General features: G+C 42.3%; 21 protein-coding genes. 3 read left to right on the top strand and 18 right to left on the bottom strand.

Translation table 11 applies throughout. The features are described from left to right. The 17 genes from U5J89_RS06070 to U5J89_RS05990 all read right to left on the bottom strand — a co-directional run. Nucleotides 1-1,483: MFS transporter (locus tag U5J89_RS06070; protein ID WP_322574717.1), on the bottom strand; the 1,483-nt coding region annotated here is incomplete at its 3' end. Nucleotides 1,484-1,527: 44 nt separating this feature from the next. Next, complete coding sequence (locus U5J89_RS06065; RefSeq protein ID WP_322574716.1) at nt 1,528-2,910, bottom strand: alpha-amylase family glycosyl hydrolase; 1,383 nt, start codon at nt 2,908-2,910, stop codon at nt 1,528-1,530. A 32-nt stretch (nt 2,911-2,942) separates the two neighbouring features. After that, the gene (locus U5J89_RS06060) at nt 2,943-5,264 is read right to left on the bottom strand and encodes a family 65 glycosyl hydrolase domain-containing protein (RefSeq protein WP_322574715.1); all 2,322 of its coding nucleotides are present in this window, start codon (nt 5,262-5,264) and stop codon (nt 2,943-2,945) included. Nucleotides 5,265-5,302: 38 nt separating this feature from the next. Then, nucleotides 5,303-5,965, bottom strand: coding sequence for a beta-phosphoglucomutase (gene pgmB / locus U5J89_RS06055; protein WP_322574714.1), 663 nt, complete (start codon nt 5,963-5,965; stop codon nt 5,303-5,305). Between the two features lie 53 nt (nt 5,966-6,018). Continuing rightward, entirely contained in the window at nt 6,019-7,038 is a 1,020-nt protein-coding gene (locus tag U5J89_RS06050; RefSeq protein WP_322574713.1) for a LacI family DNA-binding transcriptional regulator, read from the bottom strand. Between the two features lie 160 nt (nt 7,039-7,198). Further along, complete coding sequence (gene pabB, locus U5J89_RS06045; protein WP_322574712.1) at nt 7,199-8,479, bottom strand: aminodeoxychorismate synthase component I; 1,281 nt, start codon at nt 8,477-8,479, stop codon at nt 7,199-7,201. Nucleotides 8,480-8,487: 8 nt separating this feature from the next. Further along, the gene (locus U5J89_RS06040) at nt 8,488-9,363 is read right to left on the bottom strand and encodes an aminotransferase class IV (protein WP_322574711.1); all 876 of its coding nucleotides are present in this window, start codon (nt 9,361-9,363) and stop codon (nt 8,488-8,490) included. Then, entirely contained in the window at nt 9,347-9,895 is a 549-nt protein-coding gene (locus U5J89_RS06035) for a hypothetical protein (protein WP_322574710.1), read from the bottom strand. Before U5J89_RS06035 ends, U5J89_RS06040 begins: the two co-directional genes overlap by 17 nt. Before the next feature lie 2 nt (nt 9,896-9,897). Then, complete coding sequence (locus tag U5J89_RS06030; protein WP_322574709.1) at nt 9,898-11,673, bottom strand: glycoside hydrolase family 13 protein; 1,776 nt, start codon at nt 11,671-11,673, stop codon at nt 9,898-9,900. A 23-nt stretch (nt 11,674-11,696) separates the two neighbouring features. After that, the gene (gene pfkA, locus U5J89_RS06025) at nt 11,697-12,671 is read right to left on the bottom strand and encodes a 6-phosphofructokinase (RefSeq protein WP_322574708.1); all 975 of its coding nucleotides are present in this window, start codon (nt 12,669-12,671) and stop codon (nt 11,697-11,699) included. 86 nt (nt 12,672-12,757) lie between these two features. Further along, nucleotides 12,758-13,528, bottom strand: coding sequence for a tetratricopeptide repeat protein (locus U5J89_RS06020; RefSeq protein WP_322574707.1), 771 nt, complete (start codon nt 13,526-13,528; stop codon nt 12,758-12,760). Between the two features lie 57 nt (nt 13,529-13,585). After that, the gene (locus tag U5J89_RS06015; protein ID WP_322574706.1) at nt 13,586-14,218 is read right to left on the bottom strand and encodes a hypothetical protein; all 633 of its coding nucleotides are present in this window, start codon (nt 14,216-14,218) and stop codon (nt 13,586-13,588) included. A gap of 20 nt (nt 14,219-14,238) precedes the next feature. After that, the gene (gene ispG / locus U5J89_RS06010; protein ID WP_322574705.1) at nt 14,239-15,501 is read right to left on the bottom strand and encodes a flavodoxin-dependent (E)-4-hydroxy-3-methylbut-2-enyl-diphosphate synthase; all 1,263 of its coding nucleotides are present in this window, start codon (nt 15,499-15,501) and stop codon (nt 14,239-14,241) included. A 73-nt stretch (nt 15,502-15,574) separates the two neighbouring features. Further along, complete coding sequence (locus U5J89_RS06005) at nt 15,575-16,441, bottom strand: rhomboid family intramembrane serine protease (protein ID WP_322574704.1); 867 nt, start codon at nt 16,439-16,441, stop codon at nt 15,575-15,577. A 61-nt stretch (nt 16,442-16,502) separates the two neighbouring features. After that, nucleotides 16,503-17,132 (bottom strand): rhomboid family intramembrane serine protease, encoded by a 630-nt coding sequence (locus U5J89_RS06000; RefSeq protein WP_322574703.1) that lies wholly within the window; start codon nt 17,130-17,132, stop codon nt 16,503-16,505. 436 nt (nt 17,133-17,568) lie between these two features. Continuing rightward, nucleotides 17,569-18,900 carry an amidohydrolase gene (locus tag U5J89_RS05995; protein WP_322574702.1) on the bottom strand — a complete coding sequence of 444 codons (1,332 nt, stop codon included), beginning with the start codon at nt 18,898-18,900 and terminating at the stop codon, nt 17,569-17,571. Between the two features lie 304 nt (nt 18,901-19,204). After that, entirely contained in the window at nt 19,205-21,376 is a 2,172-nt protein-coding gene (locus tag U5J89_RS05990; protein ID WP_322574701.1) for a glutamine synthetase III, read from the bottom strand. Between the two features lie 299 nt (nt 21,377-21,675). Here U5J89_RS05990 and U5J89_RS05985 point away from each other — a divergent pair, with 299 nt between their 5' ends. From U5J89_RS05985 to U5J89_RS05975, 3 genes are read left to right on the top strand one after another with little or no spacing between them, the layout of a single operon-like run. Beyond that, entirely contained in the window at nt 21,676-22,572 is an 897-nt protein-coding gene (locus tag U5J89_RS05985) for a 1,4-dihydroxy-2-naphthoate polyprenyltransferase (protein ID WP_322574700.1), read from the top strand. Further along, on the top strand, nt 22,569-23,642 hold the full coding sequence (menC, locus tag U5J89_RS05980; RefSeq protein ID WP_322574699.1) for an o-succinylbenzoate synthase: 1,074 nt from the start codon (nt 22,569-22,571) through the stop codon (nt 23,640-23,642). Before U5J89_RS05985 ends, menC begins: the two co-directional genes overlap by 4 nt. A 2-nt stretch (nt 23,643-23,644) precedes the next feature. Then, on the top strand, nt 23,645-25,144 hold the full coding sequence (locus U5J89_RS05975; RefSeq protein WP_322574698.1) for an AMP-binding protein: 1,500 nt from the start codon (nt 23,645-23,647) through the stop codon (nt 25,142-25,144). 30 nt (nt 25,145-25,174) lie between these two features. Here U5J89_RS05975 and purD read toward each other — a convergent pair whose 3' ends face one another. Further along, the gene (gene purD / locus U5J89_RS05970; protein WP_322574697.1) at nt 25,175-26,455 is read right to left on the bottom strand and encodes a phosphoribosylamine--glycine ligase; all 1,281 of its coding nucleotides are present in this window, start codon (nt 26,453-26,455) and stop codon (nt 25,175-25,177) included. Between the last annotated feature and the right edge of the window lie 59 nt (nt 26,456-26,514).

Below are 26,514 nucleotides of genomic sequence, written 5' to 3'. Positions count from 1 at the left end.
ATGCCATTGCTCCCCCTCCTGCTATAAGGGCAAAAATTGCTTCGCCGTTAAAAAGATTTCTGAGCATGGTACCCAAAATACTAGCCGCTACAATTTGGGGAATCACGATAAAGAAATTAAACAATCCCATATAAATACCCATCTTTTTGGCTGGTATTGCACCCGAAAGAATAGCATATGGCATCGCCAGTATACTGCCCCAGGCAACACCAATTCCCAGCATCGGCAAAATAAGCATCATAGGGTCGGTTATTAAATAGATACTTGCCAGACTTGCTCCACCAATCAACAATGAAACTGCATGTACTATCTTACGGCTTGACAGTTTTGCAAAATATGGAAGTGCAAAAGCTATAATTGCAGCAAAACCGTTATATATAGCAAACAGTATTCCCACCCAATCAGCACCTTCATTATAGAGCACAGACGTAGTATCACTGGTACCATATACGTGCGAAGTTACAGCTGCAGTGGTATAGATCCACATGGCAAAAAGGGCAAACCAGGAAAAGAACTGTACGGCAGAAAGCTGAATCATGGTCTTGGGCATACTTAAAAAATCGGAGACCACAACAACCAGTCCATGTTCATCTTTGTTGAGCACTTGCTGCATGAAACCCGCCACGACCATAACTAACCCGAATACGGCTACACCAATACTGAATATATATAGCTCTTGCTCAAAAGAGGCCCCATAAATATAATAGGTTAAAGCAAGTCCAACAGCGACTAAAATTAAACCTATGGTATATTTACGCTTTGCATTTCCCGTATCAATCTCTCCCTTTTTAGCTGCATCAATAATTGAACCTTCTCCAGGCTCATTTTTGGAATACCGCTCAAGTTCTTCGGGCGGATACTCTTCGGTAGTCCATACAGTCCATAAAACAGCTCCCAGGAACGTAGCAGCACCGATGTAAAATGACCACTGTACAGCCGGCGGAATTTCACCGGGAGCAGCGGTATTTGCTAACCCCACCCAGTTTGTCATTATATAAGGCAATGCCGATGCAATAACAGCTCCCGTACCGATAAAAAAGGTCTGCATGGCAAAACCTTTAGTATGTTGATCGGCAGGCAGCATATCGCCTACAAAAGCACGAAACGGCTCCATGGAAATATTAATAGATGCATCCATGATCCAGAGCATGCCGGCCGCTACCCATAGCACGGGCGAATTGGGCATAATAATAAGTGCCAGTGAGGCAAAAATAGCTCCAAACAAGAAATACGGTCTTCGACGTCCGAGACTATTCCAGGTTTTATCACTAAGATGACCAATTATCGGTTGTACCACCAAACCCGTGACGGGAGCGGCAATCCAGAGAATGGGTATATCATCAACACTGGCACCGAGCGTTTCGAAGATACGACTGACATTGGCGTTTTGGAGAGCAAAACCAAACTGTATGCCCAAAAATCCAAAACTCATATTCCATATTTCCCAGAAACTTAGCTTCGGCTTTTCATTTTCCTTATTCATAGCGTCATTTTTAGGGTATCAGATTAGCGTATTTGGAATCGGAATCACTTCTCAAGCACCAAATAACTATGAGCATCGAGCGTCACTCCTTCACTATCCACGGTAATGTCTTCTCCGCTAAATACATCGGAATAATCTGCTGAATCGTCAAGGTTCGGGAACGAAATATTCTGCTCGCTATCTTCAAAATTAAGAATCACAAAAACTTCCTGATCCCCTTTTACCCGTTTATAGGCATACGTTTGTCCCCCTGACTCGGTCGGCACTGCTACAAATTCACCTCCATACTGACCATTCCAGAGCGCTTCGTTGCGATCTTTGAGCTCAAATAAAGTGCGGTAGAAATCCTCATATTCGTAGCCATCCCAATTGATGGTATCTTTCTTAAAAAACTCAAGCCGCTTATCGAGTCCGGTCTCCTGTCCACTGTAAACCAGCGGCATGCCATCGATAGTAGCAGCCATCACAGCAAAGTTTTCAAAATTATCACCAAAAAGTTCTTCGTCCGTCCCATTCCATGAGTTTTCATCGTGATTGGAAGTAAAATAGAGTCGATAAGCATGAGCTGGAAAGCGCTCTTCCTCCTGAGCCATCAGTTTGGTAATCTCATCCAAGGAAGCTTCTCCTTTGGCAATATCAGTAGTCAAATGAAAATATTCCCAAGTGTAAGTGGCATCAAACCAGGGATGCATGTCGGGTGTATTCCATTCGGCCAGCCAGAAGAAATCTTCTTTTGACTCGTTAACCTCAGGAATAGCCTTCTTCCAGAATTCCAGTGGAATATCATGCCCCGCATGATCCACGCGATAGCCATCGATATTTGCTTCGTCAATCCAGTACTTCATTCGGTCAATCATCTTATCCCAGAGTTCCTTGTTTTCGTAATTGAGCTGTGCAATATCGGTCCAGTCGGCCTCATAGGTAATCGCTCCGGTAGAATCTTTCATATAATACTCGGGATGTTCGTCTATCCACTCGTGATCCCACGCAGTATGGTTTGGCACCCAGTCCAAAAAGAGTTTCATGTCATGTTTATGAGTCGTCTCAACCAGATCCTTAAAATCCTGCATAGTCCCGAAATTGGGATTCACCGCTTTGTAATCCTTGATAGAGTAATAGCTTCCGAGCTCGCCTTTGCGTTTTTCTTCTCCAATAGGATGAATAGGCATCAGCCAAAGGATATCAACACCCATTTCCTTGAGTCGCGGAATATGCTCTTCAAACGCTTTAAAGGTACCCTCTTCGGTATATTGACGGATGTTAACCTCATACATGTTGGCATTTTTCGACCATTCGGGATGTTCAATATGATTTCGGGCCTGAACATCCTCTTCTATCGATTCAGTGCATCCCAACGTCATTAGCGATAGGGAAAGCAGTAAAACGAGCGGTAGTATTCTGGTATAAAATGGTGAACGATTATTCATTGCAGTATGATTTTTGTTGATCTTAAAATATGTTATTTGCTCACTACGGGTGCTGATATTACGACTTCTTTATCTTGAGATATCTCGTATTTATCTCCATAAACATAACATGTTGATCCACTGCCCTTCTCACAAGTAATAATAACCTGTTCCGGTTCAATCCGAACATTGAGTCGATTGCCTTTGTGCAGAATCTTAAATGAATAGGCCTTCCATCCTTCAGGGAGTGATGGTGAAAAATGCAGTTGTCCTTCTTTAGCACGTTTTCCGGCAAATCCCTCTACGATAGACATCCAGGTTCCGGCCATACTCGTGATATGTAATCCCTGGTGGACCTCCTTGTTATAATCGTCTAGATCGAGTCGTGCGGTGCGTAAATACAGCTGATAGGCCTTGTCATTATAACCAAGCTTTGAGGCAATTATAGCGTGAATACAGGGCGAAAGCGATGATTCGTGCACCGTTCGGGGCTCGTAAAAATCGAAATTGCGACGAATGGTATCTTCGTCAAAGTGATCCTCGAAGAAGTACAGTCCCTGTACTACGTCACCCTGCTTAATAAAACAGGAACGCAGGATGCGATCCCACGACCAGTGCTGGTTAATAGGACGTTCGCTCTTATCCAAGTCACTGGCCATTCGCTGAACTTTATCCAGGTAGTTATCCTGCTGCAGGAAAATCCCCAGATCTTCATCTTCTCCGAGATAAACGCGATCGAGAATATCTTTCCAGCGTTCAGTTTCGGCATCTTTATACGAAGTCTTTTGTCTGATTTCCTTAAACCGTTCCGGCGATTCGTCGCGGACTTTTTCAATGGATTCCATCGTATAACGCATACACCAGCAGGCGATGTACGAGGTGTACCAGTTATTATTGATGTTGTTTTCATACTCGTTAGGTCCGGTAACGCCCAGCATTACATATTTCTGACGCTTTTCTGAAAAGTTAAACCGCTGGCTCCAAAATCGTGAAATAGCAATCAACACCTCAAGCCCGGCTTCTTTGAGATACGAATCATCGCCGGTATGACGGATATAGTTATAAATAGCATAAGCAATGGCACCGTTGCGGTGGACTTCCTCAAATGTAATTTCCCATTCGTTATGGCACTCCTCACCGTTCATCGTTACCATCGGATACAGCGCTGCCCCATCGGTAAAGCCGAGCTTTTCAGCATTTTCAATCGCTTTTGGCAGATGTCGATAGCGATACCATAACAGTTGTCGAGCCACCTCATTGGGAGCCGTATTCAAATAAAAAGGCAGGCAGTAAGCTTCAGTATCCCAATATGTGCATCCACCATATTTTTCGCCTGTAAATCCTTTGGGACCAATGTTCAGGCGTTCATCTTCACCGGTATAGGTTTGGTACAACTGGAAAATATTGAATCGAATCCCCTGTTGGGCATCCTTATCCCCTTCGATATCCACGTCGCTGCCTTTCCATATATTGTGCCAGCGGTCAATATGCTCCTTCTTCAATTGTTGATAACCGACTTTCGCTGTATCACCTACTGCTTCTTTAACATGATCATGTAAGCGCTTACGATCATGATTTAAAGAAGAAGCAATTACTGCATACTTGTGAAGTTGTACTTCTTCATTTTCTTCAACCGAAATTTCATATGATTGGTCAACATACATCGAAGAGACAGAAGCTGTTGTACTAAGATCCAGCGACTCTCCATTTTTTTGGATGGTATTTTTCATAGCCGCCGCAACATGAAAATCGAGTTTTTTCGTTTGCGTTGTTACCACGCCGCCATCTTTAAAAGAATCCTGAGTTCCCTCATCCCAAAATATCTCATCATAATTGGCGTCTTCGTTATATACTTCCCCATTAATATAGGGCGTTAGCATAATAGTCCCGGAAAAATTTAGCGCCTTGATCCTATATTCAATCGCTCCAACCTCGGCTCGCTCCATACTTACAAATCGGCACGCTTCCACCGCAATTTTATTTCCGTTTTGTAACTCGGCAACAAAGCTGCGCTGCAATAATCCCTGTTTCATATCCAGGGTTCTGGTAAACTCCGTGACTGTACATTTTGCCAGATCTAACTGCTCACCGTTGATATGGATATCAATACCAATCCAATTAACAGAGTTGAGTACTTTGGCAAAATAGTCCGGATAACCGTTTTTCCACCATCCTACCTTTGTGGGATCGGGATAATAGATTCCCCCTATATAGCTGCCCTGAAGCGAGTCACCACTGTAATGCTCTTCAAAATTGGCCCGCTGCCCCATATGTCCGTTGCCAATACTGAAAATACTTTCTGATGAGCGCTGGCGCTCCGGATCAAAACCTTCTTCAATAATTTTCCATTCGTCAGTTTCCAGATACTTATCCATAAATCATAATTTTAGATCGAAATCTTGCTACTTATTCGTTAATTGTCATTAAGTTGTTTGAATAATTTTTCAGGCGTCAGGCCAATAAAATTGGGAATTACGAGATCAGCATCCCCCAAATATTCTTCGGAACCAACGCCTACACTTATAAATTGACCATTATTGGCCGCCTCCACGCCCGAAGCCGCATCTTCAAAAACAATGGTGTTTGAGGGATCGGCACTCAATGCTTTTGCACCTTTCAGAAATACTTCTGGATCAGGTTTTGTGTTTTCCACTTTGGTACCATCAATAATTACTTCAAAAGTGTCATTGAGCTGCAGATAATCCATAATGTATTGTGCATTTTTGCTGGATGATCCAATTCCCAAGGGGATCTCCATCTCTTGCAATGTTTCTAAAAATTCGGGCACACCCTCAAGAATATCATCAGGAGTTAATTCGGCAATAGCATCCTGATACCAGCCATTCTTTTTATCCATTAGTCGCTGTATTTCTGCCTCGGGTAATTCCCGATCATCAATAGCTAAAATCTTTTCTATTGATTTTCGTCGACTTACCCCTTTGAGCTGTTCATTAAATTCCTCACCAAAGGAGATTCCCAGAGATTCAGCAAGGCGCTGCCAAGCTTTAAAATGAGCATCTGATGTTTCAACAATAACGCCGTCCAAATCAAAAATACATGCGTCAGGTTTGATCATAAATCAAAAATATTTTGAATATTTACTTTCTGAACAACAAAACGAAATATTTATCAGGCTTCTTCTTTTACATCTGTTTCTGTAGAGGATCGCAAGATCAGCTCCGGTGCAAAAACCTTATGCTCAGGCTTGGCTTCTCTATTCTTCATCCTTTTCATAAGTTTTTTAGTCGCCAGCGCACCCATATCATACATTGGCTGACGAATGGTGGAAAGGCCTATAAAATTCGAAATCGTTATATCGTCATAGCCTATAATAGGTATCTGAACTCCTTTTTCTTCCATCGCTTTCATAGCTCCCACAGCCTGTATATCAGAGGTACAGAAACAGGCCTCCGGCGGATTTGGCAGCTCCAACAGTTTTATCATGGCCTCATAGCCGTTCTGCTCCGAAAAGCCATCGCGATACATAGAATCTCCTGTTACGATCAGATCCTCTTCAACATCAACACCCGCTTCATTAAGTGCTTTTTTATAACCCTCTATACGCTGCCTGCCGGGTTTTGAGGTCTTCATGGCACTGATTATGGCAATGCGCGTTATCCCATTATCCAGGAAGTAATGCATTGCTTTTTCAATGCCTTCATCATTATCAACGGAAACAGAATCCATCCCGGGATAAGATTCATCAATAAGCGTAATCGGCATATCGTAATTTTGCAGCTGCTCGAGCTCGGTATCTCGCAGATGTGTCGAAATAAAAAGATATCCATCAGCCCACTGGCGCTTGATAATATTCTCTACCTGGGGAAACATGTTATCTTTCCCATTGCTTTGCACATTAAAAATATTCAGATCATAGTTGTAGTTGGATATTTCATCCTGGATACCTGCCAATACCTCCATAAAAAAGTAGTTGGACAATACCGGCACCACCACCATAATAATATTCTTTTTCTTACGGGCCAGTCCCTGTGCATAAGCTTGCGGATAATACCCAAGCTCATCGGCTACTTTTAAAACTTTCTCTCTTGTTTTATCTGCAATACCTTCATTATTGTTAACAACACGTGAAACAGTGGCTATGCTCACACCTGCTTTTTTTGCAATGTCATATATTGTACTTCCAGCCAATTGTTTATTCCTCAGAAATCCTGATTAAAAATGACAGTTAATGTAAAAAATGTAAGGGCTTACATTTCTAATAATAACTAATTTCAAGGATTTCGCAACTTCTCATTTTTATACCATTAATAAGCCTTCAGAGGCGTATAACGGTATTTATTAAACGTCCTTACTCTTTTGCAGATTTCTCAAATGCATGCAAGAGCGCGCGAGCTTTAATTTTTGTTTCCTCCCATTCTTTCTCGGGATCTGAATCGCCGGTAATTGCACCCCCAACTGAATAATGCAAATTCTTGTTTTTAATGATTGCTGTCCGAATAACAACATTAAAATCAAAATCTCCGGCAGGCGTTATATATCCTATGGCACCGGAGTATATGCCCCTCTTATAATCCTCAAGTTTTTCTATTGATTTCATAACACTAATTTTAGGAGCTCCTGTCATTGAGCCCATTGGGAAGCAGGCCCGGAGAATATTTACAGGATCTTTCTCCTTTGTTTCGGCAACAACGGTAGATACCATTTGGTGCACCGTACCGAATGACTGGATAGCGAAAAGTTCGGAGACTTTTACCGTTCCCCTTTTCGCAATTTTGCTTAAGTCATTACGAACCAAATCAACGATCATCAGATTCTCGGCCCGTTCTTTCTCTGATGTAATCAACTCTTTCTTTAAGGAGTCATCTTCATAAGTGGATTCCCCCCGTTTTGATGTCCCTTTAATTGGCTGCGAATATACAGTGCTTCCCTCCTTTCGAAGAAATCGCTCCGGTGACTGGCAGCAAATCGACAAGTCATCAAGTTGTAAAAAGCTTCCAAACGGTACTGGACCTACTTCACGCATCTTTTTAAATAACTGCAGTGCAGAACCTTTAAAAGGTGCTTTCATCTGGTGCGAAAGGTTGATTTCGTAAAAGTCACCATTGGTAATCATAGATTGTGACTTTCTTATTTTTTGAATATAAGACTGCCGGCTTGTCTGAGCCCTTAGGTTTTCAAGCTCACATTCTTCCGTTACAGAATAGCGCTGATCAATTTCACCTTCCCTGGGCATATCTCCTATAATAAGCTCTCCCTTTTCGGATTGATGATCGTATCGCAACAAAAATTCGGGCACCATAAAATACATATCCGGAGCACCTACCGGGTCAGTATTCAAGGAATTTAGCTGCTCGGTATGATTCTTTAAATCATATCCCAAATACCCAAACAACCAGTTATCTATTCGTTTACGAAACGCTTGTAAGGCTTCCCATGGATTTTGATTATACTGCTGTTTTTCACTGCCCTTAATTTCTGAAATATGATCGTCATGCGCTTTAATTATTGCCTCTGGCTGTGCTGCTAAATACGAAAATCGTGATGAAGGGTGATCTTTAGACTGCGAATGTAATAAAATTACATCGCCTTGGGAGGCAAAATACCGTGTCAATGTAAGCAGATCAGGCATCCCCATTTCTATCTTAGCAGTTTTGCATTAGTTCGACGTAATGCAGTATACCGATTTTGTAATTCGTCTATGGCAGGATGATCAATATCAAAATTGTGATGATCAATTTTTTCTACAGCTAAAACCTCTCGAACTGAGTTGCATATCCACACGGCATCGGCCTCTAAAAGATGATCAAGGGAATATTTGCCCTTTTGACATTCCCATTGACCATTTTCTTCTATTATATCCAAAACAACTTTTCGGGTGATCCCGGGAATAAGATCACATTCTTTATCGGGAGTAAAAATCATATCACCCTTAATCCAAAAAAGATTGGCGATGGTTGTCTCCGAAATAAATCCATCGATCGTTTGCATCAGGGCATCATCCCCTCCCTTCTCAGCGGCTTGCTGCGCAGCCAGAATATAATTAATTCCGTTGGTAAACTTTGCCGATGATGGCATCGATTGAGAGGGAATGCGTCTTTGATCGACAGTAGCTAATTTTGGTAGAGCAAAATCCTCCGGACAGGTCGAAGCGGTGATAGAGTAATGTGTGCTACTGTTGCCTTGTGGATGATAGCCCCGCTGCCCATCCCGCCACACCTGCAAACGAATAATAGCATCATTATGTGTCAGATGCTGCTTTTCCAGGAGTTTCCTTAGCTGCTCTTTGATTGCTTCAGTCTCTAATTCAGATTCAACTTGCATCCCCAACATACGCATTCCTGCATGCAAGCGAGTAAGATGATCTTTAAGGAGAAAGGTTTTGCCCTTATAGGTTCGGAGTGTGTCAAAAACGCCATCGCCGTACATCAGTCCTCGAGAAACCGCGGGTACAACCGGCTGGTCCGCCGGAGTAATCTTACCATCAAAAATGAGCCATTTATTGCTGGTTTCCATCTTTTATAAGCACCCGCAAGCTATCGTATTGTCGATCATCCGAATATCCCAAGAACACATGTTTAAGGTCAAGTTGTTGATCATACACAAATTGAACGGGTAATCCCGGCATGTTGAACTCCGAAAACTGTCTTGATCCTGCCACAAAATGAAAGGGAAATTGATGTTTCTGTATATACTGCTCCACCTCCTTTTTTTGAAGTCCCACAGCAGCTGCCAACACCTCCATTTCATCAGGATATTCTCGCTTTATTTGGGCCAGTTCGGTATGTGATTTCAGCGAAGCATCCGACCAGTTCGACCACAAATCCAATACAATATATGCGCCTTCAAAATCGGATACTTTTACGCTATCACCTGATTGTACATTATTCCACCAGGTTGTTTGAAGTGAATCCTGGGCAAACATGCGCTGCTTAAAATCAGATTTTTCGGACGTACGATTACTAACAATAAAATAGGCGATCAGGGAAGCAGCCACAACGGCTACAATAAGCAAAAAAGTGTTAAAGTACTTAGGATCAATACGCATAATTAATTTTCTTCGGGGGATAATACCGCACCGGCAATGGGCGGAAGCGTAATTACAGTTTCGCTATTTACTACCTCAGCTCGATTACCGGTAATAATATTTTCAAGATGCTTCCCTTCTTCAACTTCAAAATGATCAAGAGGTATTCTTATTTTCCGCGTCTGATCTGAGCGGTTAACAGCCACCAAACAAAACATATGTTTATTCAAAAAACGGGCAAAAACAAATACATCAGCATCATTTTTGGTAAGTAATTCTTGAAATTTACCTTTGCGTAATGCTAAATGCTTATTCCTGATCTCACCTAATTTCTTGTACCAGTTAAACAATTCCTCATCAAATGAATTTTCATCAATGGGTCGTTCCTTATCAAGCGGATGATTTTTCTCATCGTCATACTCTAACTCTGGCCAAACCATCGGTTTTCGGTCATCGGGATCATCAGCTCCCCACATACCGGCTTCCGTACCGTAAAAAATCATGGGAGCTCCCACATAAGTATATTGAAACAACGCAATGAGCCTTTGCAGGCGACGCTCTTTGGGCGTTGGTTTACGAACGTCAAATCTTTCCTCGGGCTTGGTTTTGGTATCAAATTCACGACCGGGATTTACAATCATCGATGCCAGTCGAGGCGTATCGTGACTATCCATTAAATTTTGCTGCACCAGCTCGGCCCCCTCCGGCAATCCTTCCCTTATAGATCGCAGTCGTTTCATAAAATCAGAAGCCGACACCGATTGGTCAATCATATATTCCTGCACCGCTTCGGTAAACGGATAATTCATAGCTGCGGTAAATAGCTCACCGTTGACCCATTCCCGGCCCTTCTCTGTCCATATTTCTCCAACCGTATACGCCTCGGGATTAATACGCCGTACCAGTGCATTCCATTCTTTCCAGAACTTTTGCCCGACTTCTTCGGGGACATCCAACCGCCAACCGTCAATTCCGTCAGACGGATCGCCATCTCCATCGGGATCCATCCAACGACGCGTGATAGCAAAAATATGCTCCCGGACGGGCTTTACCAGCGTGCCATCAACTTCCTTTAATTCGGGTAGACTTTTTACACCCCACCAGCCGTCGTAATCAAATTTCTGCCCGTTGCCATCTGCAAACGAATTAATGGAGTACCAGTTCTTATATTTGGATTGATCCTGATACTTTTTAACATCCCGAAACGCCCAAAAATCAGTCCCCGTGTGGTTAAAAACTCCATCAATTATGATTCTCATCTCCCGATTATGGACCTCTTCAATCAGCTTCAAAAACAACTTATCTGCTGATGTCCACTGCCATGTATCAGGATCTTCGGGATCTTCCAGCTTCATAATTTTCACATCGCCCTCAGGGTCGGGCCCATAAAAACGATCAATATGGTGATAGTGGCTGGTATCGTACTTATGCAGAGACACCGCATCAAAAACAGGATTTAGATAAATCCCGCTGATCCCCAACTCTTGCAAATAATCCAGCTTATCGATAACGCCCTGCAAATCACCACCGTAACGGCGCTTAAAAACGCCATCGCGAAACGAATCTCCCAATGATTTCTCCCATTCAGACTGCTTGTACCAGTCGCCGGTCCAGGGTGATATTTTCCATCCTTTGGGGCCGCCTACTCTTTCGCGTGTCGGATCATTGGAAGGATCACCATTACGAAAGCGCTCGGGAAAAATTTGATACCAGATTACATGCTTAGACCATTCCGGTGCATGATAGAATGTATCAACAGAATTGCCATTATTTGATGTGTGATCGTGAGGGTGTTCCATTACTTTATATCAGCATACAAATTTTATATTGAAATAATATCGGCGATACGAAGCAGCTCTTTATCCATTTTGGGATTTTGCTTTGTCGCCTTTTCAAAATCGGTATAATGGATATCCCGATTACGGATACCAACCATGATATCTTTTTTTCCTTCTTTCAATGCCTCAACAGCAATCACACCAAGCCTGCTTGCTAATACCCGGTCGGCACAGCTCGGACGCCCCCCCCGCTGCACGTGCCCCAGAATAGTTACTTTCGTCTCATAGCGATCTCCAAACTCTTCCTTGACCTTGTCTTCAAGGTCATAAACACTTCCATTGTTATCTCCTTCTGCAACAATAACCAGCCGTGATGTTTTATTTCGTTTTGATGTTCTTGCCAGCGATTCAAAAAGCTTCTCGATACCACGATCTTCTTCGGGAATTAAGACCTCTTCAGAACCGGCGGCAATACCTGAATACACGGCAATAAATCCGGCATCGCGACCCATTACCTCAATAAAAAACAGCCGATTATGGGAGGTTGCCGTATCCCTAATTTTATCTACGGCCTCAACAACCGTATTTACGGCCGTATCAAATCCCACTGTAAAATCAGTACCGTAAATATCGTTGTCGATGGTTCCCGGAATCCCAACAATAGGTAAACCAAACTTCTCACCAAATTCCATAGCGCCGGTAAACGTACCATCACCGCCGATTACCACAAGACCATCAAGCCGATGCTTCTGAATATTATCCCAGGCTTTTTTCATGCCTTTTTCCGTTTTAAAATCAAGACTGCGAGCAGATTTTAAAATTGTCCCGCCCTGGTGAATAATATGCTTTACCGAGCCGGCATCCATTTTTTTAATATCATTCTGGATCAGACCCTCATAGCCCTGATAAATTCCATAGGGAGTTATATCGTAGTATACACAAGTTCGTACGACCGCACGTATGGCGGCATTCATACCCGGGGCATCTCCACCGGATGTTAATACACCTATTCGTTCCATTATTTACTGAGAATTGAAATTCTTAATTATTCTGATATGCAAAGTTCTAATACCAAATGTCCACTTTAAACCCCCTAAAATAACAATTATTGCAGATCAAAGATAAGTTTTCTGCATTGCTCTTTTAGCATGGGATCATCGGGGGTTCGGCTTTCCAGCTCCACCGCATTCTCACATACTTTCACAGCCTGTTGATCCTGTCCCATCTCTTCGTACACTTTAGCCAGATCATAGTAGTACAAAATGTTATTATCATTAAGATCTATAGCCTTTTGGATAGCATCAGCAGCCTTTTGATTACTTGCATCACCGGGAATACCTCCAAATAAGGTATTAGCCGCAGCGCGTTCCACCCAGCTTAAGTTTGCGACCTTAAAATGCCATCGTCCAAGTACGTGCCATGCTCCCGCATGTTTTTCGTCGTATTCCAATGCTTTGTCGACATGTTTTTTAATGGCACGTGAGGCGGCAACACGTTCACGAGCTCCCGATATAAGTGCCTTACGTCCCATTGCCACCGCCATCACAAAATGTGATTGTGCATCAGTTGAATCTACATCCAGCGCCCGTTCCGCAAGATCAATTCCACGATTAAAATATTCTTTTTGATCTTCCTCATCATTCAACCTATTACCGATTCGGGAATATAAGAAACTGGCCCGCCATAGCGCTTTATAATTTTCAGGTTCTTCTTCCAGAATATTGCGGTATATCCCCAGCGCCTGCTTTTCCTCAAACGATTCATAAAGGGAATCTGCTCGCTGTTTCTGATCCACAAGATCTTGCTGGGCCAAAAGAAGTAACGGGAAACTAAGACAAGCTACTAGCGAAATAATACTTTTCTGTAATACACTCATAACGTTAAATTATCTCAAAACTTTTATTCATTGAATTAAGCGGGGTAAATATATTTATCACAATTCATTGATACCACCCTCGGCATCAATTTCATATTCGGCTGTAATGGTGTTTTTTTGCTCTAACGGATACTTAATGTCACGAATAGTCTTCGATCGTATAAAAATATTACTCCCTCTGCTATTCACGGTTATATCTGTTTGGATGCTACGTGCCGGAATCTGCTCATATATTCCTACGGTATTAAAGCTTCGCAATTCTTTACCGCTAAAGGTTGCCACGATAACTTCTGCATCACGATAAGCGGACGGGTGCTCTAACAAAAACCAACGCACCGTTTGCTGCTCCAAAGATTGTATGCCCACCAGTGTTAATCTTTGATTTTCTTCTTCAAGATGACATGATTCTGCTTTTGCTTTTAATCCCTCCAAAACCTCCCAATCAAGTGAAAAGGGAGATTGTAAGGCAGCACTAAAGCTACAATCCGATATTTCGACTAAATCATTCGCTAAATTTTCAGAATGGTCGTTACTTTTTAATTCCTCATTTGTATTCTTTTTAAAGGAAGAATACTCTTGTGAATTAAGATACTGTTGATCGACTTTCTTATCCTGCTCCTCAGAACAGGAAACAGAACTTACAACAACAGCAAATACAATAAACAAGTAAAAGAGCTTCCTTTTAGGCATCACAGAAAAAATAATTGCAATTATTTAGAAGCACTTTCTTCTACCGGTTCATTTTCCTCTTCCCCGTTAGTATTTCCATAATTTCGCATCACATAATCATCCAAAATATTTCGGAATTCTTCGCCAATGCCTTCGCCGCGGAGCGTAGTATAGTGCTCACCGTCCATATAAACAGGTGCTTTAGGCTCTTCAAATGTACCAGGCAGCGAAATTCCGATATTAGCATTGCGAGATTCACCGGGACCGTTAACCACACATCCCATAACCGCAACATTCATCTCTTCAACTCCAGGATAAACATCGCGCCAGATGGGCATCATTTCGCGCAGGTAGTCTTGAATTTCATCAGCAAGCTCCTGGAAATATGTGCTGTTTGTACGTCCACAGCCGGGACATGCCGTTACTTGCGGTACAAAGTTGCGGATGCCGAGTGATTGTAGAATCTGTTGACAGATTCGGACCTCCTTAGCACGATCTCCACCAGGCTTAGGCGTCAATGAAACACGGATAGTATCGCCAATGCCCTGCTGCAATAATACCGACAGCGCAGCGGTGCTTGAGACGGTTCCTTTCATACCCATACCTGCTTCGGTAAGCCCCACATGAAGCGGATAATCGAGCAGCTCGGCTATCCGTTCGTATACATGTACAACATCCTGTACATGCGACATTTTACAGCTGATAATAATTTTATTGGATGCGAGTCCCACACTTTCGGCCAGCTCAGCAGACCGCCGTGCACTCTCAACCATGGTGTCCAGCATCACCTGCTTAGACGACTTGGGAGCCTCAAGCTCACTGTTGGCATCCATTTTCTTTGCTAATAGCTTCTGATCGAGCGATCCCCAGTTAACGCCAATACGCACCGGCTTGTCATGTTTTATCGCTTGCTCTACAATAGTGCAAAAATTCTCATCCCGCGTTTTAGTTCCGGTATTGCCGGGATTAATACGAAATTTAGATAAGGCTTGTGCTGCCTCGGGGTAATCAACCAGCAGTTTGTGACCGTTGTAATGAAAGTCACCAACAATTGGTACCGTAACATCATCGGCAAGCAGCTTTTCCTTAATTTTGGGTACAGCCTTTGCCGCAGCGTCATTATTTACGGTGATACGGACAATTTCTGACCCTTCTGTATGTAAGTGCTTAATTTGCTCTACCGTTGCGTCAACATCAGACGTATCGGTATTCGTCATCGACTGCACCACAATAGGCGCTCCACCGCCTACCGGTACATCTCCAACCATTACCTGAATAGAATCTCTTCGTTTAATATGAGACATAATATCTTTGTTTCTTTTTCTGATCGTACCCTAATGAACCACAGGTACGGTAAAAATCATTCAGATTTTTTATTTAATTCTTATTGCTAAGCTCAAAGAGTTTTTGTTTCTCCTTATCAGTCAGACCATCATATCCTTTTTGAGAAATTTTCTCCAAGATAGCGTCGAGCTCAGATTGATCCGTTTCCTCAACAATTTCAACATCAGAAACGGAATGCATATTCTTGTTTTTCGGGCGGGATTTTTTCTTTTGATACATTCCCATCAATCGATACCAAAACTGTTCAACAGGTAATATCCAGCGACTTAAATCATTGCCCTGCCGATGGTATTTCATCAGCAAATAGCCAATGCCTGCTCCGGCCAAGTGGACAATCCGGGCCGTACCGTCTGATGATCCCAACAGCAAGGCATCAATGGCAATAAGTCCGGCTACTACATAACGCGCCTGAATGGGAGGAAAGAAAATCAGCATAATAGGCATAGTGGGATAAAGCATCGCAAATGCAACCATAATGCCGTAAACAGCTCCAGATGCTCCAATAACGGGATTAAAACCCAGCAACGGAGCCGCAATAATATTGAATAACGCCCCACCTATACCGGCACCAAAAAAGAGGACCGAAAATGTTCGAGGTCCCATCGATTCTTCAACCGAACGACCCAGCCACCAGAGCCAAAGCATGTTAAAAAGCAGATGAAACGCGCCCCCATGCAAAAACATGTAGGTTACCGCTCTCCACGGCTGAAAAAGTGCCGTCTGCCACTCGGGATAAAAGGCAAATGCATCAATAAATAGACTACTATAGGCGGGACTAAAGATACTAAGCAGCGTTTGTATGATAAAAACGGCTACATTGATCGTAATAATTACACGAATTGCCACCGGCAATCCCCAATAACCGCGCTTTACTGAGTTACCGAAAGTGTCGTTATACATATTGGTGATCCGCAATTAATGCTGTTGCTGCATTGAGTAAAGTTAACAAAAAAATATACTGTTAGTAGTAAGATTCTTCACTTTTTAATCCCCAATATTTTATAAGGATAAAGCCTACAAGCATCCCACCCAAGTGGGCAAAGTGTGCTACTCCGGAGTTAGCTCTTGTTAATCCACTAATGAGTTCAATAGCACCAAAAATAGCAACAAAATACTTGGCTTTTATTGGGATAGGCGGGAATAGAAGCATAATTGGGCGATTGGGAAACATCATCCCAAATGCCAGTAAAATTCCGTAAACAGCTCCCGAAGCACCCAAAGTAGGAGCACCGCCGGCGCCAATCAGCATATGTAGCAATGCAGCACCAATACCGGTTAAAAAATAATAAATTACAAAGCGATTGGTACCCCAAAAGTTTTCGATAGCCTGACCAAACATCCACAATGCAAACAGATTAAAAAAGATATGTCCAAAACCGGCATGCAAAAACATATACGAGACCAGCTGCCAAATACCAAAACGTCCGGAACCGATAGGCCAAAGTGCTCCATAGGTAAATAAATACTCTGACACTACTGGGGTACTTAATGCTACAAAAGCCAGCAAATTGATAATCAGCAGGTGTTTAACTGCCGGAGGAAAGATCGATAGTTGCGTATTAGGACTGTATTGCGGGGATTGATAATTCAAGAATAAATAATATTTATTAGTAATTTATTTTGGTGGAATATACGGGTACTGATCGTCAATTCTAATAGCTTATATCACACACAATAAGACTATTATAGATACGAATTCAGATACTTTTTGTTGTTATTTTTTAATAATCAATATAAGACTAATGCGATAACGTATTTAGCGGTTAGATTAGATGGCAAGAACCAAGACAATACCTGCCGTGTCATCCCGGACTCCGATCCGGGATCTCGTAAGGACTATATCGTTGATCTAAGAAACGTATTTATCAATATTTCTTCTCCCTGCGAGATCCTGAAACAAGTTCAGGATGACACATAGACTACTTTTTAATCGCTAAACGCGTTGCGATAATAAAAATTTACAACCCTAAGCATTACAACAAGAATAACACTCACTTATATAAAAACGTACTGAGCTAAATATTCAACTATTGATTACCATATTGATTCATATAATCAACAGTGAGTCCTACCATTGATTTTACGCCCAGCTTCATCCCTTCTTCCTCAATATAAAAATCAGGAGTATGATGAGGTGGGGCCTCGGACGGATTCATTCCCTTAGGCATTCCACCGACAAACCAGTATAAGCCCGGCACTTCTTTTTGAAAGAATGAAAAATCCTCAGCCCCGGTAATAGCGTCCGATAAAATCACATCTTCTGAACCAGCGATACCCTGCAAGGTCGGCAGCATCTGCTCGGTAAGCTCCGGATCGTTATACGTTACCGGATATCCTTCCTCAATTTTCACTTCAGCCGTTGCGCCCATACTTTCTGCCGTCTTTGTTGCTACATGACGTATCTTTTTGTGGATGATATCCTGCATCTCCGTATCAAGCGTGCGAATTGTTCCAATCATCTCCGCTTCTTCCGGGATAATATTATTGCGTACTCCGGCCTCAATTTTACCAACAGAAATTACCGCAGCAGCCTTAGTAAGTTCAGTTTGCCGGCTGATTATAGATTGTAACCCTTCGATAATTTTTGCTGATGTTACAATAGGATCAACACCGGTCCACGGTGTAGATCCATGAGTTTGTTTCCCTTTCACGGTAATCACAAAACGATCGGATGCCGCCATCGTCCCTTCGGGGCGATATCGAATTTTCCCCACTTCTGTTTGTGAGTTAATATGCTGGCCAAAGATTACATCCACATCAGGATTTTCCAACACCCCTTCTTTTACCATTAATTCAGCTCCGCCTTCCTCACCCGGTGGGGCTCCCTCTTCGGCCGGCTGAAAGATAAACTTCACTGTACCCTGCAGCTCATCTTTCATATCAGTAAGAATCTTTGCGGCCCCCATCAGCATAGCAATATGAGTATCATGTCCACAGGCATGACTTACGCCCACCTCTTTACCAAGATAAGTGGTTGTCTTCGTAGACTTGAAGGGTACATCGGCACGCTCCTTAACCGGGAGAGCATCAATATCAGCTCGCAAACCTACCACCGGACCGTCTTTCCCTCCTTCCAAAACTCCTACTACTCCGGTATGTGCCACCCCTGTTTCAACTTTTATCCCCAGATCACGCAAATAATCAGCTATATACTCAGCAGTTTCATCTTCCCTATTCGACAGCTCCGGATTTTTGTGAAAATGGCGCCGCCATTTAACAACCTGATCAAAAATTTCTTCGGTCTGCTGATCGATCTGCTTATACAGTTTTTGGTGATTTTCTTGCTGTGCCAGTGCCGGGCTTTCAATGCCCAACACAAATAACATGACCAACATGCCGTATAAAAGTACCCTTTTCATATTGTATACTTGATTTAATTCCGATTGTTAAACGATTTATTGAAGTCTTTGCAAAACCTTACTGTCATCGCAAATGTAATGCGGCGATCTCCTTTTAGAAGCTTTAATCGGGAGATTGCCTGCCTATGCCGAAGCTTTTTTACACAGGTGCCATATACAGAAAGGCTCCGCGCAGGCAGGCTTCGCAGGCTCGCAATGACAAGCTCAATTTTTCGGGTTTTGCAAAGACCTCTTATTAACAAAAACCCTCAGGATTTCCAAAATCCTGAGGGCTTAAATAAGTAGATATTATATGTTTAGAATACTATTTAACGAACAACATCTCCCGATAAATGGGTAATGGCCAGTAGTCATCTGCTACATGGCGTTCCAGATAGTCGACCGAATCACGAATCTTTATCATTGCAGGCCGTACATTATCCTTCACATAAGTAGCACTTTCTAAGACCGATTCACCATTACCTTGAAGAACAATCTCTCGAAGCTCCTCCAAAGCATCATTGAGATCATTTAATCCGGTATTCACCTTTTTAAGCATCTCAAGTGATCCTCTGTTTTCAAGGCCAAGACCGTCTATACGCTCTACATTATCGGCAAGCTCATTCATATAGCGTACAGCCGCCGGATATATCATGGTTTTTGCCATCGCTTCGGTGGTATCTGCTTCGATGTTAAGTGTGGTTAAATATTGTTCGGCCCAGATTTCTTGCCTTGAATGTATCTCACGCTTATTTAGCACCTGGTGCTTTTCAAACAGATCGATATTTTTATCATCTGTCAACTTTGGAAGCGCATCCATGGTAGTAGGAAGATTAAGCAATCCGCGTTTTTCTGCTTCCTTTTCCCACTCCTCGGAATATCCGTCACCATTAAATATGATATCCTTGGAATCGGAAAGAGCTTCTCGAATTACTTCACCAAGCGATTCTTCCAATGGTTCACCATCTTCAACTTTCTTTTCAAGGTCAGTGCAAAGTTTTTCAATGGCATCGGCCACAATGGTATTTAACACAACAATGGGGAACGATATAGATTGGCTGGAACCTACAGCACGGAACTCAAACTTATTACCCGTAAATGCAAACGGTGAAGTTCGATTACGGTCGCCAGCGTGCTTGGGCAGTGAAGGCAGTACAGGAGTTCCCAATCCCAGCAGTCCTCCCTGCTTCGATTCCTTGGCACCACCATTTAGTAGCTGATCAATCACATCTGCTAACTGCTCTCCGATATACGCAGAAATAATAGCCGGCGGGGCTTCATTAGCTCCAAGACGGTGATCGTTTCCTGCATGTGCAATACTAATGCGAAGCAGATCCTGATGTTCATAAACTGCTTTTAAAATTGCAGTAAAGAAAAACAGAAACTGCATATTGTCATGGGGATTGTCACCCGGTTCAAGCAAATTCATCCCATCGCTGGTACTTAGCGACCAGTTAAGGTGTTTGCCACTCCCGTTTATTCCATCAAAAGGTTTTTCATGCAAAAGGCATTCAAAACCGTAATTACGTGCTATTCGCTTTAATGTAATCATCATCAACTGCTGATGATCAGCTGCAATATTACACGTTTCAAAAATGGGTGCAATTTCAAATTGTCCCGGTGCCACCTCATTGTGTCGGGTTTTAACGGGTATACCAAGCTTGTACAGTTCTTTCTCAGCTTCAAGCATAAACGACAATACACGTTCCTGAATAGTGCCAAAATAATGATCATCAAGCTCTTGCCCGCGTGGTGGTTTGGCCCCAACAAGCGTTCTGCCGGCCGTCATTAAATCAGGTCGCCGATAGAAAAATTCCTGATCAATTAAGAAATACTCCTGTTCACAACCTACGGTCGAAGAAACACGCTTGGCATCAACATTAAAAAGCTTAAGTGCTCTTTTGGTTTGTTTATCCAGCGTTTCATTGGAACGTAAAATAGGCGTTTTGTGATCAAGCGCTTCGCCAGACCATGAAGCAAAAGCAGTGGGAATACAGAGGTAACAGCCATTATCATTTTCCATGATAAAAGCCGGTGATGTCGGATCCCATGCGGTATAGCCGCGTGCTTCAAACGTTTGCCGCAATCCTCCACTGGGGAAACTGGAAGCATCAGGTTCGCCTTGAATAAGATCTGAGCCCGAAAATTCGGCAATAGCTCCACCTCCTTGGTTAGGAGTAATAAAACTGTCATGTTTTTCAGCAGTTAATCCTGTCAACGGCTGAAACCAGTGTGTAAAGTGAGTTGCCCCCTTTTCAGTAGCCCAATCTTTCATAGCCACAGCCACAGCATCAGCCACTTCAGAATTTAGCTGCTCCCCTTCTTCAATTGTCTTTTCCAGATCTTTCCAAATAACTTCGGGAAGCCGCTCTTCAAGGTCTTCCTGCTGAAACGTATTTTCACCAAATATTTCGGTAATGTTCATTGCCTCTCGTTCTGCCCCATTAGATTTTGGCGACCAGTTTCGAGCAGCCGCCAAAGGATCGTATCGTCTCATTGCTTTTGTCATTGGAGTAATAATTGATTTGTAAGTGATTGTTAGAATTTTAAATCTGCCCTTAATATAATTGATATACAAACTATAACACAAATAAATTAATTAAATATTTATTAACATATTATTTTTAAAGGTATATTTAACTTTATAACTAAAATATTTAATTAAAAACAGTCATATTACTATTATTGACTAAAATAATTTAATGAAAAAAGGAAATAGCTTGTTTTTTTTAAGCGAGAAATTTATTCCTATAATTGGAGCAAAACTTTTTCCACATTTTTCCCCTTGCTTCACTTATGACCAATCCGAAAAGACTAAGCATTTGGATCAAAGCTGCGCGCCCTCAAACCCTGCCCGCCGCATTTGTTCCAGTCTGCGTTGGAGCCGCTTTAGCTTATCACGATCAGCTTCTTTTATGGGATGCTACAATCGTTGCCCTGATATGTGCATTCCTTATCCAAATAGGCACCAACTTTGCAAACGATTATTTTGACTATGAGAAGGGAGCCGATACCGACCAGCGAATCGGCTTCGAACGTGCTACAGCAAAGGGACTCATTTCCGCTGATGCCATGCGCAATGCCACCATCATTACAATGGGATTGGCTTTTCTTTTGGGCCTATACCTCGTTTGGCATGCAGGCTGGGCTATCTTCTGGATTGGCATAGCCTCCCTCATTTTTGGAATACTTTATACAGGCGGCCCTTTCCCGCTCGGCTATAATGGACTCGGAGATGTTTTTGTGTTTCTTTTCTTTGGGATTGTTGCCGTAATGGGCACCTATTACGTAAATGCCCTTGAATGGAGCAACGCTTCTTTCTGGGCCTCGTTAGCCGTAGGAGCACTGGCTACAAATATTTTAGTCATTAATAACCTGCGCGATGTTGAACAGGATAAGACGGCCGGAAAAAACACGCTTGGTGTTATCTTTGGTGAAGATGCCCTCCGCTGGGAATACCTGCTGATGTTGTTGCTGGCATTGGCTATACCTCCTCATTTTTATTTTCAGCTGGGGTATGATGCAATCATATTTCTTCCGTTTTTAATTAGTCCCTACGGCTTTGCACAACTTTATAAAGTCTGGTTCTGGGATGATAAACAGAAGTTCAATAAAGTGTTGGAACATACTGCTCGTTTCATGACCTTTTATGGAATCTTATTTAGTATCGGAATTATTGTGGATCATTTATGAAGTTATCCTGCTACTCATACAAGCTCCCGTTTTCTAAACCGCTGCAAACGAGCGGCCAAACCTTTCAGCATCGCAAGGGATTTATCTTATCATACACTACTGAAAAATATCAACTTTATGGAGAAACAGCGCCCTTACCCGGATTTTCCACCGAAACACATAAATCAGTCCAAAAACTCCTGATCTCTCACCAAGAAAGGATCAGCAAAAAGCTGGATAACTCAAATCCCATTAGCAAACTACAGGAATTCTATCAGGATGCAGACATTCCTCCCTCGGTGCAGTTTGGTCTGGATGCACTTGCTTACCAGATCGAAGCCCATAAAAATAATCAATCACTGCTCTCTTATTTGTTTGCAGATGCATCTCCCAAAATTAAAGTCAATGCTTTGATTTCGCTACAAGGTGATGAGGTTTTAAATGACGTAGCACGCAAAGTTGTATCCGGGTTCAATACTATCAAATGTAAGGTCGGACTCCACTTCGATAACGAACTTGCGTTATTGCATAAGATCAGAAATCGATATCCCGATTTAACCATCAGGGTTGATGCTAATCAGGCTTGGGACCTCGATAAAGCACTCGATCACTGCATTGAACTAAATAAACTGGATATAGAATATTGTGAAGAACCACTGAACAAAATTACTCCGGCAAATCTTGAGCAATTATCTCAAAACACCTCCTTGCCTATTGCTCTGGACGAATCAATCACTCAACATTCTTACTGGCCAAACTTACTCCCTTTTACGAAATATCTTATTATCAAGCCAATGGTAATTGGCAGTTTCCAGAAAAATATTGAAACAAAACGGCTTGCAAACACTCATAATAATAAAGTAGTGATTACGACCAGCCTTGAAAGTGGCGTTGGTCGATATTTTACAGGCTTAATGGCAGCGGGATTGGGGTCACCAAACACAGCACACGGCCTTTCAACTGGCTTTTTGTTGGACCAGGATATTTTCCCTGAAAAAAATGTTATTTCAGACGGATCTATTGATCTATCTTCCCGAGATCTACCGATGATCAATTTTGATCAACAGCAACTATTTACAAAACTTTTTTAGAAGTGGGCAACTCAGATCACATACCGACATTTTCAGCGCCCCGGGAAGATGACCTGTTCCTGGGCTCAAGCTTTGGCCTGCACTCGTATGGCGATCTCAAAAAATTTGAACGCTTTTTCCTACAATTCCTTTTCGATTTTGATCACGACTTTGAAAAACCGGTTGGATTTATTGCCCCTTCTTCTGATACCCTCATTTTTGCAATTGCAGCATGCTGGAATCTTGGTATTCCCTTCGTTTCTTTTGATATGAGAGCCACTTCGAAAGAGCTACATCGTCAATTTGGACAGGTCGATCCGGGGCTGGTCTTTACTACTCAAGAGCTACAGTCAAAAATTGATCATTCCAACACCATTGATATCAAGCAAATTGATTTAATGCGATCACTTGAAATCGATGTCGTACTCGGCTTCGAGGCGGAAAACTTTACTCCAGCAACTGAACCTGATAACGTTTTTGGATATTTTTTTACTTCGGGAACTACCACCGGAACGCCTAAGATTGTACCGCTCAAACGTCGCCAGATGCTTTTTGCAGCAAAAGCGTCAGCCGAAAATTTTAAGCCTCGCAAAAATCATTTCTGGCTACTCTGTTTGCCACTAAATCACATTGGGGGCCTTTCAATTATTTTGCGATCTCTCCTCTATGGATCTGCTATCTTTAGGATGAAAAGCTTTCATCCCAAAATGATCACTACTTTTTTAACTGAAAATAAGCTTTTCCAGGCAGCCTCATTAGTACCAACAATGCTGAAACGCTTGCTGGAACGATCGGGATTTTTCGTCCATCAAAACTTCAAGGCAATTTTGCTTGGGGGTGGTCCTATTGACACAGACCTTATCAAAGAGTGCAGGAATAAAGGTATTCCCTTGGTTCCAAGCTACGGGATGACCGAAACATGCGCTCAAATTGCAGCTAATCCTATCCTTAAACCCAGCGGTACATATGGACCTTTAAAAAGTGTAGGAACTGTTTTAGAGCCAAATAACATTCAAATTCGGGATGAAAGCAAAGAAGCTGTCAGCATGAATACAACGGGCGAAATCTGGATTAAGGGTCCCCAGGTTTTTGATGGATATTTAAATCTGGACAGCAATGACTTTTTTGATGATGAGGGATGGTTTAGAACCGGTGATTTTGGCTATTTTAATGCCAATAATCAGCTGTTTATCGATTCCCGTCGTTCCGACCGCATAATAACAGGCGGAGAAAATGTATCTCCTTTCGAAGTTGAGTCTAAGCTTAAAGAGCTAACCAATATTAAAGAAGCTGCAGTATTCGGGATAACAGATAAAGAATGGGGACAAAAAGTTGTAGCCGCTATAGTCACAAAAAACGGAAAAAACATTAATCCCACATCTATTAAAGAACGTCTAAAAAAACATCTTGCTGATTATAAAATCCCTAAAGAGATTATTCAGGTAGAAAAGCTTCCTAAAACAAGAACAGATAAAATTATCCGCGGCAAATTGCCTGAATTATTTTTAGATCAAACAGAATAAGAGGAAAAATCTTAACACAAACCGATCCCTTTAGCTGATATATTTTAACCCCTTTGTGCCAATATCCGATCGGTAATACTTGTTTTCAAAATCTATCTTTTTAACTTCTGCATAGGTTTTTTTGATGGAATCCTTAAGAGAATCGCCGGCACCAACCACACTCAAAACTCGTCCGCCGTCGCTATAAATTTTGCCGTCTTTAGCTTTAGTTCCGGCATGAAAGACAAGTGCGTCTTCAGCAACATCATCTATTCCTGTAATCTCTTTTCCTTTTTCGTAGTCCAGCGGGTAACCATCTGATGCCATAACAACACAGCAGCGATATTTATCATCAATTTTAACCTCTTTGGTATTTAACTGTTCATTAACGGCCGCATCCATTAAGTCTAAAAAGTCAGATTCCAGTGAAGGTAATACCGCCTGCGCTTCGGGATCGCCCAATCGACAATTGAATTCGACCACTTTAGGACCTTCCTCGGTGATCATCAATCCGCAATACAGAATGCCTTTATAGGGGTTTTCATCCAGCAGCATAGCCGATATGGTAGGCAATACAACCTCTTTCTCCACACGCTGAAGCATGCGATCACCTATCACTGGAGTAGGACAATATGCGCCCATACCGCCCGTGTTAAGGCCGGTATCGCCTTCTCCTATACGTTTGTGATCTTGGGCGTAGTGTAAAATTTTAGCCGTTTTTCCATCCGATATAACAAATACCGAGGCCTCATCTCCTCTTAAAAATTCTTCGACAACCAGCTTTTGAGCTGCCTCCTTAAAACGTTCATCTTCTTTTAGATCATTTAATCGCTTTTCGACCTCCTCGGCCGATTCACAAATAAAAACGCCCTTTCCACCAGCTAAACCGTCAGCTTTCAAGACAACAGGATATTCATCCTTGCTTTTTATTACTTTCAATGCTTTATCAAACTCATCACGGCTGTAGGTTTGAAAGTCAGCGGTTGGAATTCGATTCTCTTTCATAAATTCATTGGCAAACTTTTTACTGCCTTCGAGCTGTGCCGCTACCTTGGATGGGCCAAAAACCTTGTGTCCTTTTTCTTCCAGAAAATCAGTAATACCGTTCACCAGTGGTTTTTCCGGACCTACTACTGTCAACGAAATATTATTTTCTTCTATGAACGCCAGAATTTTATCAAATTCTGAAAGGTCAAGATCTACGTTGGTACCGACCTGAGCCGTGCCCGGATTACCGGGGGCAATAAAAAGTTCATCCAGCCGATCTGATTTGGCTATACTCCACGCCATTGCATGTTCGCGTCCGCCACTGCCCAGTAATAATACATTCATAAATTTTCAGCTATTAGCGATTCAATAAAAGATTATAGATTCCTGCTGTTGAGGTTAAG

It is taken from the genome of Fodinibius sp., from assembly GCF_034521915.1.
In the GTDB taxonomy this organism is placed as follows: Bacteria; Bacteroidota; Rhodothermia; order Balneolales; family Balneolaceae; genus Fodinibius.
Note: the sequence above shows the minus strand (reverse complement) of the source record. Positions and strands in the feature narration are given on the sequence as shown.